This window comes from Acinetobacter sp. LF10 (assembly GCF_048585715.1).
Classification (GTDB): domain Bacteria; phylum Pseudomonadota; class Gammaproteobacteria; order Pseudomonadales; family Moraxellaceae; genus Acinetobacter.
In genome coordinates, this window is the sequence record NZ_CP184160.1 from 2,306,280 (window position 1) to 2,321,492 (window position 15,213).

Annotated in this window: 15 protein-coding genes; 6 read left to right on the plus strand and 9 right to left on the minus strand. The window is 35.9% G+C overall.

Annotation, left to right across the window (positions count from 1 at the left end; all coding sequences use genetic code 11):
- Positions 1 to 24: 24 nt before the first annotated feature.
- Positions 25 to 624: a hypothetical protein gene (locus tag ACN19N_RS11205; RefSeq protein ID WP_269238322.1), complete on the minus strand. Its 600-nt coding sequence runs from the start codon at positions 622 to 624 to the stop codon at positions 25 to 27.
- A gap of 360 nt (positions 625 to 984) precedes the next feature.
- On the opposite strand from ACN19N_RS11205, the gene carA reads away from it, so the two are divergent.
- The 3 genes from carA to greA all read left to right on the plus strand — a co-directional run bounded on the left by carA (position 985) and on the right by greA (position 5,940).
- Positions 985 to 2,124 (plus strand): glutamine-hydrolyzing carbamoyl-phosphate synthase small subunit, encoded by a 1,140-nt coding sequence (gene carA / locus ACN19N_RS11210; RefSeq protein ID WP_269238323.1) that lies wholly within the window; start codon positions 985 to 987, stop codon positions 2,122 to 2,124.
- 14 nt (positions 2,125 to 2,138) lie between these two features.
- The gene (carB, locus tag ACN19N_RS11215; protein ID WP_269228466.1) at positions 2,139 to 5,372 is read left to right on the plus strand and encodes a carbamoyl-phosphate synthase large subunit; all 3,234 of its coding nucleotides are present in this window, start codon (positions 2,139 to 2,141) and stop codon (positions 5,370 to 5,372) included.
- A gap of 91 nt (positions 5,373 to 5,463) precedes the next feature.
- The gene (gene greA, locus ACN19N_RS11220; RefSeq protein WP_018676937.1) at positions 5,464 to 5,940 is read left to right on the plus strand and encodes a transcription elongation factor GreA; all 477 of its coding nucleotides are present in this window, start codon (positions 5,464 to 5,466) and stop codon (positions 5,938 to 5,940) included.
- 104 nt (positions 5,941 to 6,044) lie between these two features.
- Here greA and ACN19N_RS11225 read toward each other — a convergent pair.
- A protein-coding gene (locus ACN19N_RS11225; RefSeq protein ID WP_269228195.1) for an IS5 family transposase occupies positions 6,045 to 6,846 on the minus strand; the annotation gives its coding sequence in 2 pieces (ribosomal slippage) (positions 6,045 to 6,581 and positions 6,583 to 6,846; 801 coding nt in all).
- 75 nt (positions 6,847 to 6,921) lie between these two features.
- Positions 6,922 to 7,404 carry a hypothetical protein gene (locus tag ACN19N_RS11230; RefSeq protein WP_269228467.1) on the minus strand — a complete coding sequence of 161 codons (483 nt, stop codon included), beginning with the start codon at positions 7,402 to 7,404 and terminating at the stop codon, positions 6,922 to 6,924.
- A 477-nt stretch (positions 7,405 to 7,881) separates the two neighbouring features.
- Between ACN19N_RS11230 and ACN19N_RS11235 the strand changes: the two genes are divergently transcribed.
- A complete protein-coding gene (locus ACN19N_RS11235; RefSeq protein ID WP_420001341.1) occupies positions 7,882 to 8,508 on the plus strand; it encodes a CatB-related O-acetyltransferase in 627 nt (208 codons plus the stop codon).
- Positions 8,509 to 8,512: 4 nt separating this feature from the next.
- Here ACN19N_RS11235 and ACN19N_RS11240 read toward each other — a convergent pair whose 3' ends face one another.
- Both ACN19N_RS11240 and ACN19N_RS11245 read right to left on the minus strand, forming a co-directional pair.
- Positions 8,513 to 8,920 carry a barstar family protein gene (locus ACN19N_RS11240; RefSeq protein WP_420001342.1) on the minus strand — a complete coding sequence of 136 codons (408 nt, stop codon included), beginning with the start codon at positions 8,918 to 8,920 and terminating at the stop codon, positions 8,513 to 8,515.
- Between the two features lie 173 nt (positions 8,921 to 9,093).
- The gene (locus ACN19N_RS11245; RefSeq protein ID WP_420001343.1) at positions 9,094 to 9,303 is read right to left on the minus strand and encodes a hypothetical protein; all 210 of its coding nucleotides are present in this window, start codon (positions 9,301 to 9,303) and stop codon (positions 9,094 to 9,096) included.
- A 237-nt stretch (positions 9,304 to 9,540) separates the two neighbouring features.
- Between ACN19N_RS11245 and ACN19N_RS11250 the strand changes: the two genes are divergently transcribed.
- Positions 9,541 to 9,978 carry a universal stress protein gene (locus ACN19N_RS11250; protein ID WP_269228470.1) on the plus strand — a complete coding sequence of 146 codons (438 nt, stop codon included), beginning with the start codon at positions 9,541 to 9,543 and terminating at the stop codon, positions 9,976 to 9,978.
- Positions 9,979 to 10,050: 72 nt separating this feature from the next.
- Here ACN19N_RS11250 and ACN19N_RS11255 read toward each other — a convergent pair whose 3' ends face one another.
- Both ACN19N_RS11255 and ACN19N_RS11260 read right to left on the minus strand, forming a co-directional pair.
- Complete coding sequence (locus ACN19N_RS11255; protein ID WP_269228471.1) at positions 10,051 to 10,563, minus strand: hypothetical protein; 513 nt, start codon at positions 10,561 to 10,563, stop codon at positions 10,051 to 10,053.
- A gap of 104 nt (positions 10,564 to 10,667) precedes the next feature.
- Complete coding sequence (locus tag ACN19N_RS11260; RefSeq protein ID WP_241307349.1) at positions 10,668 to 10,985, minus strand: MGMT family protein; 318 nt, start codon at positions 10,983 to 10,985, stop codon at positions 10,668 to 10,670.
- A 93-nt stretch (positions 10,986 to 11,078) separates the two neighbouring features.
- On the opposite strand from ACN19N_RS11260, the gene ACN19N_RS11265 reads away from it, so the two are divergent.
- Entirely contained in the window at positions 11,079 to 11,810 is a 732-nt protein-coding gene (locus tag ACN19N_RS11265; protein WP_420001344.1) for a metalloprotease, read from the plus strand.
- Here ACN19N_RS11265 and ACN19N_RS11270 read toward each other — a convergent pair.
- A complete protein-coding gene (locus ACN19N_RS11270) occupies positions 11,807 to 13,531 on the minus strand; it encodes a CapA family protein (protein ID WP_420001345.1) in 1,725 nt (574 codons plus the stop codon). The genes ACN19N_RS11265 and ACN19N_RS11270 overlap by 4 nt on opposite strands.
- A gap of 17 nt (positions 13,532 to 13,548) precedes the next feature.
- The gene (locus tag ACN19N_RS11275; protein WP_420001346.1) at positions 13,549 to 15,213 is read right to left on the minus strand and encodes a poly alpha-glucosyltransferase; all 1,665 of its coding nucleotides are present in this window, start codon (positions 15,211 to 15,213) and stop codon (positions 13,549 to 13,551) included.

Sequence of the window (15,213 nt, forward strand, 5' to 3'; positions counted from 1 at the left end):
CTTTTTTAGCTCTTCTATCTGCAATTAACTTGCGCGCACTTTATTCCAAGCTTCAACCGCTTGTTCTTTGGTACGCTTAAAGCTACCAACCAAAGTATCTTTATGCTTCACTGAAATTTGACTAATGTCATCTTTCAACTCTTTGCTGACCTTCGTTAAATCTTCAATTAAAGCATTTAACTCAGTTTTTAATGCATTGGTTAATTCAACTAAATTACCTTGTGATGAATTCAGTTGAGTTTTAATAACATCAATACGCTGCAAAATGTCTTGCTTAATTTGTGCAAGCTGATTTTGGATATTTTGGTTAAGTTCTTTCGCTTCCGCCTCAATTTTTTCTTGGGTTTCAGCCAATACTTCTTTCACTTGCTCTTGAGTCTCAGCAATCACTTCTTTCGCTTGTTCCTGAGTCTCAGCAATCACTTCTTTCGCCTTCGCTGTTTTTTCAGCTACAACTTCTTTCGCTTTTGCAGTTTTCTCAGCAACCACCTCTTTCACTTCTGCCGTCTTTTCCGCAACAGCTTCTTTGACTTCAGCGGTTTTCTCTGCAACAACTTCTTTTGCTTTCGCTGTTTTTTCAACCACAACTTCTTCAGTTGCTGGTGTAGTTTGATTATCAGCCATTGTGTTTCCCCTCTATATTGTTTGTTGATTTTTTGGCTAAATATAAGATAAAACGCTTTACTTGTAGACTATGAAAAAATTGTTAGACAATTTGCATAATATCTCATGATATAGATAGAAGAATGATTGATTTGGCAATAGACATAACAACAGTCAAACTTATAAAAGAAAAACTACAATTACTCGCTTTAACCAATAAAACAGATAGACTTTTGAACTACTCATGCGTATAATGCGCTGTTAAGTTACAAGCGAGCAGACTGGAAGGAGGGGCATGTTTTTAAAGACAGCCTACCTTTTTTTATGTCTTCTCGCTTTTTTACAGCCCTATTTTTGTGGTTTTAGTTCAGGAGCTTTGGTTTGAGCACCCCCGCCATTTTAGCCCTCGCAGATGGAACGATCTTTAAAGGAACGTCTATCGGTGCATCGGGAAGTACGACTGGTGAAGTCGTTTTTAATACAGCCATGACTGGCTACCAAGAAATTTTGACTGACCCAAGTTATGCGCAACAAATTGTGACGCTGACTTATCCCCATATTGGAAATACAGGCTGTAATAGCGAAGACGTTGAATCTGGTCGCATCCATAAAGTATGGGCGAACGGTTTAATTATTCGTGATCTTCCTTTATTACATAGTAATTTCCGTGCAGAACAATCACTCAGTGAATACTTGGAACAACATAATGTTGTTGCAATCGCTGATATTGATACGCGTAAATTGACACGTATTTTACGTGACAAAGGCGCGCAAAATGGTTGCATCCTTGCTGGTGAAAATATCACTGAAGAAGAAGCAATTGCAAAAGCACGTGCATTCGGTGGTTTAAATGGTTTAGACCTTGCAAAAGAATGCTGTGATCCTGAAGGCTTTGAATGGACTGAAGGTTCTTGGACTTTAGGTCAAGGTTTTAGCCAACCAGAATTTAAATTTCATGTTGTTGCATACGATTATGGTGTCAAAACCAACATCTTACGTATGCTTGCAGACCGTGGTTGTAAACTCACTGTTGTGCCTGCACAGACCCCTGCTGAGAAAGTTCTCGCTTTAAACCCAGATGGCGTGTTCTTGTCAAATGGTCCTGGTGATCCAGCAGCATGTGGCTATGCGATTGAAGCAGTAAAAACGATTGTTGAAACTACGACTTTACCTGTATTTGGTATTTGTTTAGGTCACCAAATTTTAGCACTTGCTTCTGGCGCGAAGACCATGAAAATGAATCATGGTCATCACGGTGCAAACCATCCTGTACAAAATCTTGAGAATGGTACAGTGATGATTACTTCTCAAAACCACGGCTTTGCTGTCGATGAGAGTACTTTACCTTCAAATTTAAAAGTAACGCATCGTTCGTTGTTTGATGGTACAAACCAAGGTATTCATCGCACTGACAAACCAGCATTCAGCTTCCAAGGTCACCCTGAAGCAAGCCCTGGTCCACATGACTGTGCTCCATTGTTCGATCATTTCATCGAACTTATTGAAGCATCTAAGAAGTAATTAAGGAGCGAATAATGCCTAAACGTACGGATATTAAAAGCATCTTAATTATTGGTGCAGGTCCAATTGTGATCGGTCAAGCATGTGAGTTTGACTACTCAGGTGCACAAGCATGTAAAGCACTTCGTGAAGAAGGTTATCGTGTTATTTTGGTGAACTCTAACCCAGCAACCATTATGACTGACCCTTCAATGGCGGATGCAACGTATATCGAGCCAATCACTTGGCAGACTGTTGCTCAAATCATTGAAAAAGAACGCCCAGATGCAGTCCTCCCAACCATGGGCGGTCAAACTGCATTGAACTGTGCGCTTGCATTAGATGCCAACGGTGTTTTAGAGAAATACAATGTTGAGTTGATTGGTGCATCAAAAGAAGCGATTGAAAAAGCAGAAGATCGTAAACTGTTTGACATCGCCATGCGTAAAATCGGTTTGGAATGTCCTCGTGCCGATGTTGCTGAAACCATGGAACATGCACTGGAAATTCAGTCACGTTTCGGCTTCCCAGTGATCATTCGTCCATCATTTACGATGGGTGGTTCTGGTGGTGGTATCGCATATAATAAAGAAGAATTTATTGAAATCTGTGAACGTGGTTTCGATCTTTCTCCAACCAAACAATTATTGATCGATGAATCTTTAATTGGTTGGAAAGAATACGAAATGGAAGTTGTTCGTGATAAAAACGACAACTGCATTATCGTTTGTGCGATCGAAAACTTTGACCCAATGGGCGTACACACTGGTGACTCAATCACAGTTGCTCCTGCTCAAACATTGACAGATAAAGAATATCAAATCATGCGTAATGCATCGGTTGCTGTTCTTCGTGAAATCGGTGTTGAAACAGGCGGTTCGAACGTTCAATTCGGTATTAACCCGAAAGACGGTCGTATGGTTGTGATCGAGATGAACCCTCGTGTTTCTCGTTCATCTGCGCTTGCATCTAAAGCAACAGGTTTCCCGATTGCGAAAATCGCGGCAAAACTTGCGGTTGGTTATACCCTTGATGAATTGAAAAATGACATCACAGGCGGTATCACACCTGCAAGCTTCGAACCAGCTATTGACTATGTTGTAACCAAGATTCCTCGCTTCAACTTCGAAAAATTCCCACAAGCTGAGCCTGTATTGACGACTCAGATGAAATCTGTGGGCGAAGTGATGGCAATTGGTCGTAACTTCCAAGAATCAGTACAAAAAGCACTTCGTGGTCTTGAAGTGGGTGTCAGTGGCTTTGATGAAAAAGTTGAAGTTGGTGCTGCTAATGCCAAAGAGATCATCTTAAAAGAGCTTAAAGTTCCTGGTCCTGAGCGTATTTGGTATGTCGCTGATGCATTCCGTCATGGTTTCTCATTAGATGACGTATTTGAAGCAACTAAGATCGACCGTTGGTTCTTGATCCAAATCGAAGACATCGTCAAAACTGAAGCTCAAGTAAAAACTTTAGGTTTTGGTGATTTAAACGCTGATAATATTCGCTCATTCAAACGCAAAGGTTTATCTGACCTTCGTATCGCTGACTTGATGGGTATTTCACAAAAGCAATTCCGTAAACAACGTTGGAACTTGGGTGTCTACCCAGTTTACAAGCGTGTTGATACTTGTGCTGCCGAATTCGAATCTGGCACAGCGTACATGTACTCAACTTACGATGAAGAATGTGAAGCGAATCCATCGAACCGTGACAAAATCATGGTGATTGGTGGTGGTCCAAACCGTATTGGTCAAGGTATCGAGTTTGATTACTGCTGTGTACATGCTGCGCTTGCAATGCGTGATGACGGTTATGAAACTATCATGGTGAACTGTAACCCTGAAACGGTTTCAACTGACTATGACACTTCAGATCGCTTGTACTTCGAACCTGTAACACTTGAAGATGTACTTGAAATCGTACGTACAGAGAAGCCTAAAGGCGTAATCGTACAGTACGGTGGTCAAACACCATTGAAATTGGCACGTGCTTTAGAAGAAGCAGGTACACCAATTATCGGTACATCTCCTGATGCAATTGACCGTGCAGAAGACCGTGAACGTTTCCAACAAATGATTCAACGTTTGCAACTTCGTCAACCGAACAACAGCATTGTAAAATCTGCTGAAGAAGGTATTTCAGAAGCAGCGAAAGTCGGTTATCCATTGGTTGTTCGCCCATCTTATGTATTGGGTGGTCGTGCAATGGAAATCGTCTATAACGAAGATGAACTTAAACGTTACCTTCGTGAAGCAGTTCAAGCATCGAATGAAGCCCCTGTCCTACTTGACCGTTTCCTAGATGATGCAACTGAAGTTGACGTAGACTGCGTATCTGATGGTAAAGACGTTGTGATTGGCGGTATCATGCAGCACATCGAACAAGCAGGGATTCACTCAGGTGACTCAGCATGTTCAATTCCTCCTTACTCACTTTCACAAGAAGTTCAGGATGAAATGCGTCGCCAAACTGTTGCAATGGCAAAAGAACTTGGCGTAATCGGCTTGATGAACGTTCAGTTTGCAGTAAAAGGCAACGACATTTATGTACTCGAAGTGAACCCACGTGCATCACGTACTGTTCCTTTCGTATCTAAGTGTATCGGTGAGTCTTTAGCAAAAGTTGCTGCACGTTGTATGGCTGGTCAATCTTTAGAATCTCAAGGATTCACCAAAGAAATCATCCCGACCCACTTTGCAGTAAAAGAAGCTGTATTCCCATTTGCTAAATTCCAAGGCGTTGATCCAATGCTTGGGCCTGAGATGAAGTCTACAGGTGAAGTCATGGGTGTAGGTCAAACATTCGGTGAAGCATTCTACAAAGCAGTACTTGGTTCAAACGAACGTTTACCTGGCTTACCAACTGAAGGTGAAGTGAAGCATGCTTTCTTATCTGTACGTGAATCAGACAAGAAATACATTGCCAACATTGCTAAACAGTTAATTGCTTATGGTTTCAAACTTGTTGCAACTAATGGCACACATCGTGTTCTGAAAGAAGCAGGCATTGAATGTGAAGCTGTCAACAAAGTCACTGAAGGTCGCCCACATATTGTAGACCGCTTGAAAAATGGTGAAATTCATCTTATTGTCAACACAACTGAAGGTAAACAGGCTCAATATGACTCTGCGATGATCCGTCGTGCTGCCCTTCAAGGCAAAGTGTATTACACTACGACGATTAATGGCGCAGAAGCTGTTTGCCAAGCATTTGCTGTGAAATTGCCAATGGATGTATACCGCTTGCAAGATTTACAAACTGTAGGTTAATTCTTTACCGATAAGTCCCGCCACCTTATCGGTGGCGGGCTTTTTCTTTTTTTTAATCCTGTATTTTCCCAACCAATTTAGAGGGACTGAAATGCAACGTTATCCTATGACTCCTGAAGGCAAGGTTGCCTTAGAGAAAGAATTACAACAGCTCAAAACAGTGGATCGCCCACGTATTATCCAAGCGATTGCGGAAGCTCGTGAGCACGGTGACTTGAAGGAAAATGCTGAATATCATGCTGCTCGTGAACAACAAGGTTTCTGCGAAGGTCGTATTCAGGATATCGAAGGTAAATTGGGCGCGGCTCAAGAGATTGATGTCAAAACCCTTGAACAAAATGGTCGTGTTGTGTTTGGTGTTACGGTAACGATTGAAAACCTAGACACTGAAGAGCGTAAGACCTATAAAATTGTAGGTGATGATGAGGCAGATTTTAAAATCAATAAAATCTCAGTGAACTCACCGATTGCCCGTGGTCTTTTAGGTAAAAGCGAAGGCGACGAAGCAAAAATTCAAACACCGCAAGGTGAAGTTGAATACGAAATCGTCAGTGTGGAATATCTTTAATATTCTAAACTGAATTAGCCCCTCTATTTGAGGGGTTTTTCTTCTCGGTTATTTTTCTTTTGTTAGCTTTTAAAAGCTTAGTATTCATTTTCACTCCTAAGAACCTATCCAGAATATTTTCTATGCAAAAGTAGCCTTAAAAAGGCTAAATTAATGAACTGCAGGCTCGTATTTAGGTGCTTTTCACAGTTTTTCCAAAGCCTTCTACATTTTTCTAACCAAGCAAATGATCTTTCCACAACCCAGCGTTGTGGTATGACTGCAAATTTATGTAATTCACTTCGTTTAGCAACTTCAACTCGCGCTCTGATTAAATCATTAACAGCCAAAGAAAAGGGTTCGCCTGTATAACCACCATCAACAAGTACAACCTCTACATTTTGTAAGGTGTCTCTATGTAAAGTTATGGCATCTAATGCACCTTGACGATCTGTTTTATCTGCTGTCGTAATAAATATTCCATGAGGCAGACCTTGAGTATCAACAATGATATGTCTTTTAATCCCTGAAACTCTTTTACCAGCGTCATAGCCTTTATTACGTGCGGTATCTGTGTTTTTTACACTTTGTGAATCAATGATGATAAAGCTCGTTTGTTCTTTCCGTCCATTGTTGATACGGGCCTCGCCAACCACATTTTTTTAAAGCCTGCTCAAGTATGCTAGGTTCAGTTTCTGATGGTTTTCTATTCCAAATCGAGAAGTAATAATGCACAGTGCTTTTAGGTGGAAAGTCTCGAGGAAGCATACTCCATTGACATCCACTTTTTAGAATATAGAGCAAGGCGCAAAACACTTCATAGACATCAACGACTCTTGGACGTGTTTGTTTTCTTCCGCTCAATAGTAACGGTTCAATTTCTTTAAAGGCTTCTCGACTAATGTCGCTGGGATATGGTTTTCTCATGGGGGAGAATTTAACAAATTATTTTTCCAATTGCCAAAAAAGAATGAAATTAATATTGGATAGGTTCTAAGAGTTTTAATCATAATCTATATTGCGAGATTTTAGAAATGAACGACTCTTTTCAATCTGTGGAATAAAAGAATCTTTCATTCCAACTCTTTCATCATCCATAAAGATGCAAAGGAAATATACCCAGTCGGTATCATCCATTCCTATTGCTTTATCAATGACTCGATCAAAAGAATCTTTTAGTTTATAAATATCTATCTCAGCTAAATATCCATACAAAATTCTAGAGCCAGGCCAATTTATATCCATAAAACCCTCTAATAACTGATCTAAGTTTTCTTCTATGATTTCTCGTGGAAGATATGGAATCATCATCGTTAAATTTTCCCATTCAGAACCACCATACGGTTGAATTAATGCAGAAAAATGTAACTCTTTACTTTTCAATTTTCCTTTAATTTCAAATACTAAATTAATTAAATCATGTATATATAAAGGTTTTTCACCAATAATTTTTAAAATTGAACTTTCATTTATTGGTTCAATCATTAACATTTATCCTTTTGTTATAAATCAGATATTATGTATTTATAAATGAATTCAGTTCAATATTTTTTATTCTTTTCCTTTAAACTCATAATTTTATTGCCAATAACATCGATTAAATTAAATATGCAAAATTTACTCAATTATATCTAAAATAAATTTTTAACCGATTGAATGGTTCTTTTTTTTCAAGAGCATCCTATTTCTAAATACAATAAAAATGAAATAAAGAAATGCAAGATCGACTGATCATTAGCATTATGTATGCGATCATTGGAATAATCCTATGGATTGCTGTTGTAATCGTATGAGCTTTCCATATCATTCTTATGACCAATCCAGTACGCTATATGCTATTCTAGACTTTGTATTTACAATCAAATTCAATGATTTTGTTTTAGAAATTTTTCTTTAACTAGCGTTCTCTCCTGATATAAAAGCTATAATAGCGCGGATTTCTTTTAGTATTTTGCCTTAGTTATGGATTCATTGATCAACTCCCCTGTTCAACATTGGTGTGAATTCGAATTTATTTCCAAAACAGTAAAAAATCCAAATATCCATATCAAAGGTAATTATTCTTATTATTCTGCTTATTGGGATCAGGGCTTTGAACGTTGTGTGGTACGTTATCTACATGACAAACCTGCTACATCTAAAAAACCAATTGATCAACTGTATATTGGCAATTTTGTCTGCTTTGGTGCTGAATGCGTGATTATGATGGGTGGCAATCAATTACACCGTCTTGATTGGATTTCGACCTTCCCTTTTGATACCCGTAGTTTCTTGCCTGCTGGTGATACTGTAATTGCTGATGGTTGCTGGATTGGTAGCCGCGCCATGATTATGCAGGGAGTAAAATTGGGTGAAGGTGCTATCGTGGCAACAGGTGCTGTGGTTACCCAAGATGTACCGCCTTATGCAATTGTTGCTGGTGTTCCAGCCAAAGTTATTAAATACCGCTTTGCCTCAGCTGATATAGAAAAATTGCTTTCACTTAAACTCTACGACCTAGACGAAAAGCAGATTTTAAAAATGCGTGAACAGTTGCAGGCTGATGATATTAATCAACTTTCTCAGTTTCTAAAAATTGATAAGAAATAGCTACTTAGTATAATTCTAATACTGCAGATTCTGAAATAAAGTTAACCATCTCCTGAATTTCACAATACTGCCCTACAAAATTATGTTTTGAATATTCAAAATTTTTCCATACAATTTTTAAAGGAGGCTGAACAGGTCTACTCATACTTCCATCTAAACAATCTCTTAATGCAGAAAAGTTAGCTCCCATATAACCTAGCACACCACACACTTCTTCACCAATATAGCAATACAAATCCAATTCAGATTTTATATAGTAGCCATCCAAAGTAATTTCTTTGACTTTTTCAGACTCATGATTTTCTAACCTAGCAAGAAAGAGAGCAATATGTAGCCAACATGTTTTCTCAAATAAATTCAAACTGAACCAATACTTTTCGCCACATTCATGATTTAAATATTTATAAATCAATTCTTTTCTTTTAAAAAAAGAGTCTAAATCAGAATATTCTTTATCACTATAAATTTTTTCTAATTCTTCCTTATTATCATAAATGACAAGATCATTTTCTTTATAAGCAAAATCAAAAGTAAAATATAGGCCATCCTTAATACTCTGACTCTTCCCCTCTTGATTTCAAGTTATTAAAATTCCGAAGTAATCATGTTTTTACTATGAATTAATAATTTTAAATCCATCATTTCTTGCAGAATAATTTCTGACAAACAATTTTTAAAAATAATCTTCTCACTATCATAATAAAAATCATCAACAATTAAAGTATAAATTACATGCTCTATTTCATTTTCAAAATCATGTTTAAAAAAAATTACTTTCATTTCTTGTTTGATCATTTAGCATCCAGAATTTTGTAAAAATTAACTATTCTTATATCTATATCAGATATATAAAATAAATTAGCAACTACCTTATGTAGGTTACTATTTAAATGTTTTTTTGAAAAATATTCCTATAAATTTACTAGGTTTTATTTCATGAAAAATACAGGTAATATAAAAACATAGATCCTAATTTTCACAAAAAACATAAGTTTATTTAATTTAAAATTGTAATAATAAGGAGTAATAACCATGTCTTATCAAAAAATCTTGGTTGCAATTGATGACTCTGAAATCTCCGATAATGTCATTCAACAAGCAGCTCAACTTGCAAAAGCCCTAAATAGTGAAATCACTGTGGTTGAAGTGATGACCTTAGACCCATATTTGGCAGATGCATACCTTAGACTCGGTCAAAGTAATGAATTGATTGAACGTGTTCGTAGCTATGTACAAGAAAATTTAACGAAAGCGGAAAAAAAATTTGAAGCTTTAGGACTGACAGTCGCAACTCAAGTGTTGGAAGGCTTCTCTGTAAATGGGGAAATTATCAGTGCTGCAAATAACTTAGGTGCTGATTTAATTATTATGGGATCACATGGTCGAACTGGTTTCAAAAAATTTATCTTAGGTAGCGTAGCTCAAAAAGTATTAGGTGAAAGCCATATCCCTGTTTTGGTTGTACGTTAAATCTTCTAATTTTTAGTTTAATACAACATCGTAACCCGCCTGAAACCTTAAGTTTCAAGCGGGTTATTTTGATTATTGAGTTTTTAATTCAATAGGTTTTGCTTTTTGTAAAACTTCTTTTGGTAACTCAGTCGTAGAAACGATTGTCAATGACTGTGTATTTGCTTGAATAGTTTCTTTCTTAAGATCATTCAGTACAACATTGGTATCTTTAGTACTTAAGCTATACATTGCACCTGTTGCAGGATCGATAATTAATAAACCTAATACCCCACCAAATAATAGATTCCCAACATACCAACCATTTACGTGCGCAGAAATATTAACAGTTTTGGTTTCATAACCTTCTTTTTCAAACACTACAGTGTATTTTTCAGGAACAAAGAAGCCTGAACTTCTTTTTAAACTTACAGTCGCAGGTGCTTGTCCTACATGAACTTTTTTACCAGCTTTATTTAAAATCGTAATATTACTTAATTCGGGTGTGCTCTCAAATGTCATTGTTTGAGTTCTTCCTGACATGATAGTTGCGCATCCAGATAAACTGAGAACAGCAATCCCACACATAACAGCTAATTTTTTCATTTAAGTACCAATTATACATATGTATTCTTTATGTACAATTATTGTAAAATAAAATAAAAACAACAGCAATGATATTTATACAAACCAGTCTGTTTATTTTTATATTAAGGCATCCAACCAAAGATTTTCAAATTAACCTTAGCATTGATTAAGTAAACTCCTTCTTGCTCCAACAAGCTTTGCTGTATGTTATTGCCATTTTCATCTATACGAATGACACTAATCTTTCCCTGTGAATTAATCACTCGATACCAAGGGATTTCACTGCTCTTATCTAAATGCTTCAAAACATAACCGACTAAACGTGCATGCTTAGGCAAACCTGCTAATTTTGCAATTTGACCATAGGTCGCTACTTTTCCATATGGAATCAAAGCGATAACCTCTAATATTTGTCGATGTAGTTCATTAGTATCTTGCATAAAAATAACCTATAAAAATCTGATACTATGATTAAAGCGACACTAAAAAGCTTAAACAAGAAATAAAATAACTTATGTATTTAGAGAATAAAAATGCAGCTAAAAACAGTTTTCTTCATCATATTTTATCTAAGCATCAATCTCTCTTGCTCAACTAAACAATCATCTCATGTTCAAATTACGCCTTATCGATACCCAATAGACTCAAAAGATCATCTACCAATCGTATACGTTAGTTTTATTTTTACCATCAATCGACCACAAGCTAAATTATTAGATACTCAACTACAAATGTATAAAGAACTAGAAATTTTAAATCATTACTTTGTAGATGAAAAAAATCAAAAAATATTTAAATTTAAAATTAATCACTACCTCTCATACCAAGACTTTACAAAGAAGAAATGCGATCTCACAAATCAATTAAATCAAGCTTCATCGCTAATCACTGAGAATCTCCCAAATGCTATAGACATTTGTTTCCCCCACAGAAAAAGTAAAGAGGTTCTATTTATTATTTATGATTCCTATACTGAGAAACTTAAATATAGTGATATCACCAGTTGGGGATTTAGAAATCAAGGTCGTCCATTTATATTGATTGATTGGGAACGTTTAAATTATCAAACTCAAGCAGCATCTATACATGAGATGGGCCATGCTTTTGGTTTGGGGCATGTTTGCGCGCCAGATGCAACAAAAACAACACCTACCAATATTATGACCAGTTACGATTGTAAACTCGGAAGTGGAGGTTTACGTAATTTAGGTTTCACCGCAGAACAACTCAGCATCATTTTAGATAATTATTATAAATATCCTTAGAAGTTCATCTCGATATAGTGCCCTAGATGGTCTTTCCCTTCGAAAAAGTCCTTTTGAGTCAGCCGTGTGGTCAAATTTTCTTTTGCCTGTTTAAACTGAATATCAGTCACTGCACAAGGCTGCCAAAAAGTTTCTAGGTTATTTGTATATATAGGATAAAGCTTTATTAGATTTTCGATTAGATTAATCTTGACAATGAGGCCATAGGCTAAAGCCTGATATTTTTCAAATTCCCCGTTACTATTAAATACCCCGTTTCCAATCCCCCAAATAACAGGTTTATGATTAATTTTTTGAATTGGTTGAATCGTATGCGCACCATGTCCAATCACCAAATCAACGCCTATTTTAGTCAAAATATCTGCCAATTTTTCTTGTTCAACTTGTGTTGTTTGGAAGTCTTGCCCCCAATGACAAATGACAATAATTTTATGCGTTGGATGGAACTGCCTATATTGCATGATCTGCTCAAACAAAATCGCATTTAAACAAGCCACACCTGCACGATCACCAAGTGCATAAAAATCATAATCTTGATAAGCACTCTCTCTATGCCAATACCCATTAAAAATAACAACATTTTGCTGTTGAGTTTGTATCTGAAAATATTGATGAGCTTGCTGCTGATTATTCCCTGCCCCAATCCAATTTATCTCACTTTGATCTAACACCGCTAAGCTATGAGTTAAGCTTTCAGTGCCATAATCTTTTAAATGATTGTTCCCAAGACACAGTGCATTGATATGAACACGCTTAAATTCAGTCAGTGTTTGCTGTGAGTCTGCACCCAAGATAAAATCTTTTTTTCCGTGTAAAGGCGAATATTCATCTAGGTTAAAGACAGCTTCAAAATTGGCAATATTAAGGTCATCTTCAGCAAAAAATTGTTTTATCCTTTCAAAAGAATGCTGATAACCATAACGTTGTAAAGCATCATCAATACCCTTTGCTTTTCTTCGTTTTGTATAGTATTCCCCAAAATAAGTATCGCCAATAATATTAATACAATGACTTTTCAAAGAGATTTGCTTTGCAGGCAGTAAACCTGAATTAAAATAATGATAATAAGGTGTTAAATGATCAATACGATGGATATCATCCAATAATTGAAAGATGCCAATATTCTGATTTTTATTACAATAAGTAAAATAATATTTTTTATGTTGGCTAGTTATACATAAAACAGCATCTAACTGATGACAGGTAAATAAAGAGCTAATTGGTCTAATTTTTTGACTACCAATACTCAGTTTTTTAATGAATACTTGTCGAATAAAATCAATCGGCATACTAAAAATAGCTCGGGCTACGACATATAAATTTTGAATCGTATTCGTAATATAAGTGTCAGAAGATATGTCTATCCCAAATGTCTTAGCTTTTGAAATAATTGTTTTCTGTGCTTGCCCTTCATCACCAAAGATATATTTAGCAATCATCAAACTGAGTTCGTAGCTCTGGGTAAAAACTAAATATTGTAGTAAAAATCCTAATTCATATGAATCTTCAACTTGAGTCAAATCAAGCGGATATAATTGAAACTGTTGTGAGATTGGAATTTTATTAGTCAATTTGAGTTCATTTTTTTGGATTTTTTCAAATATCAAAAGTAATAATACCCAGTGTGTACAATTCCCTTCAATTTGAGTGTGCCAAATAGCATGCTTAAAATTTTCTTGTCCGATTAGACTGATTATTTTTATTTCTTGAGGTACATCCATAATTTAGCCTCAATTATTCAATCTTGATAATGCTGAACATAAGCAACATAGCCTGAAAGATTATGCTCTTGATCATCAATGCGAATCCGAAAACGATCATGCCGAACATAAAAGGCATTTAAGATTTTATCTGGGCATGCCATGTACATTGCCACTTCAGGATAGAAAAAACCAGTACGCTGAAACTCAGTGCGAAACTCTATTAATTTTTTTAAATCTTCAAATTGCGATTTTGCAAATAACTCATGTAATTCTAAATTTCGCACCCGACATACCATTTGATAAGCAGCCATCATCATTTCTAATAAAGTTGCATATGCTGTTTTACGATTACGAATAAAAATCATATGTCTTAAATAATTATTGATCCCAAATTGAAAATATTTTTCTTCTGGACAAATTTTAGTGAGTTCATTGGTACAGTAACTTAACCAATGATCGTGATAACGCTCATATTTCTTTTCAATAAATTGTTCAAACATCAATTGAACAGTTTCTAATAGTCGCGGATCACTATCAAGCTGATACAACCGTAAAAGTGCGAGCGCAGCTTCACCATCATAATAAATGATGCGAAATTTTTCTTTGATTTCATAACTTGGAAAACTCAGCACATGAGTTGTTTTCCCTTGTTTATCGATCATAGATAATATGCCATTCGCCAAAGCCTTTGCATATTTTAAATAAGACTGATCCCCGAACATACTTTGATATTTGGTCAGCATTAAAATTGCTGCTGCATTTGCACCTAATTTAATTTCATCAAGTTGATTCAAATCAGCGCCATCTAACATGTAAGCGAGATCATCATCTTTTTCGACATAAAAATTTGTCAATGCATAATCAATTGCAGACTGAATTTTACTCATCACGTTTGGTTGTAAATCTAATGCCAAGGTCTCAATCAAAGCATAAGTCGTCGTACAATGTCGAATTGTGTTGTAGCTACGAATTTCTCGGTCATAAGCTGGAAAAAAACCGTAAATAAAGCGTCCATTCATTTGGATTTGTTGAGACAAAAACTCAGCATTTCCTTTAATCATTTTAGTTAAATGTTGTCGCTTAGATTCGGTTAAATAACGAACTCCATTTTCAGTAAAACACGTTTGTAATGGTAATAGTTGTCCATCTTCGTAAAACACAGCATGAGTATCAAATGTCCATATATCCTGAATTTCATTGATTTTTAGCGCAACATTGTTATCTTGATATTTTTTTATAATCGCAATATTGAGATTATTTTGATCAAAAAAATTGGGCGTGTCATAACTTAACCCTCGGATAATCGCTTTGCCATATAACTCTTGTTCTAAAAAACTAATCTTAAAATTCTCATCAAAACTGATGCCCTTACGATAATGATTATTATGAAATTGATTCTTTAATGTTTGCTCAATCCCATACCATGTTTCTTGTTGAATATTACATGCAATATCAAACTTTAATAATTCAGCTAATTTATTATTACTTGTGAACTGCCGATCGAGAAATTCAAAAAGTTCTTTTTCAAGAATCGGAAAGGTTGAAAACGATGAGTTCCAGACCTGACAGCGTTCTGTCTTTTCTCCATATGAATAGAAAAGTACCGTTTTATCTAAGTTTATATATTGTTGAACTTGTTTGATGTATCCAGTCAATTCGTATTTGAGCTTTTCAAGCTCTAAAGCTGTCACAATCGTCAT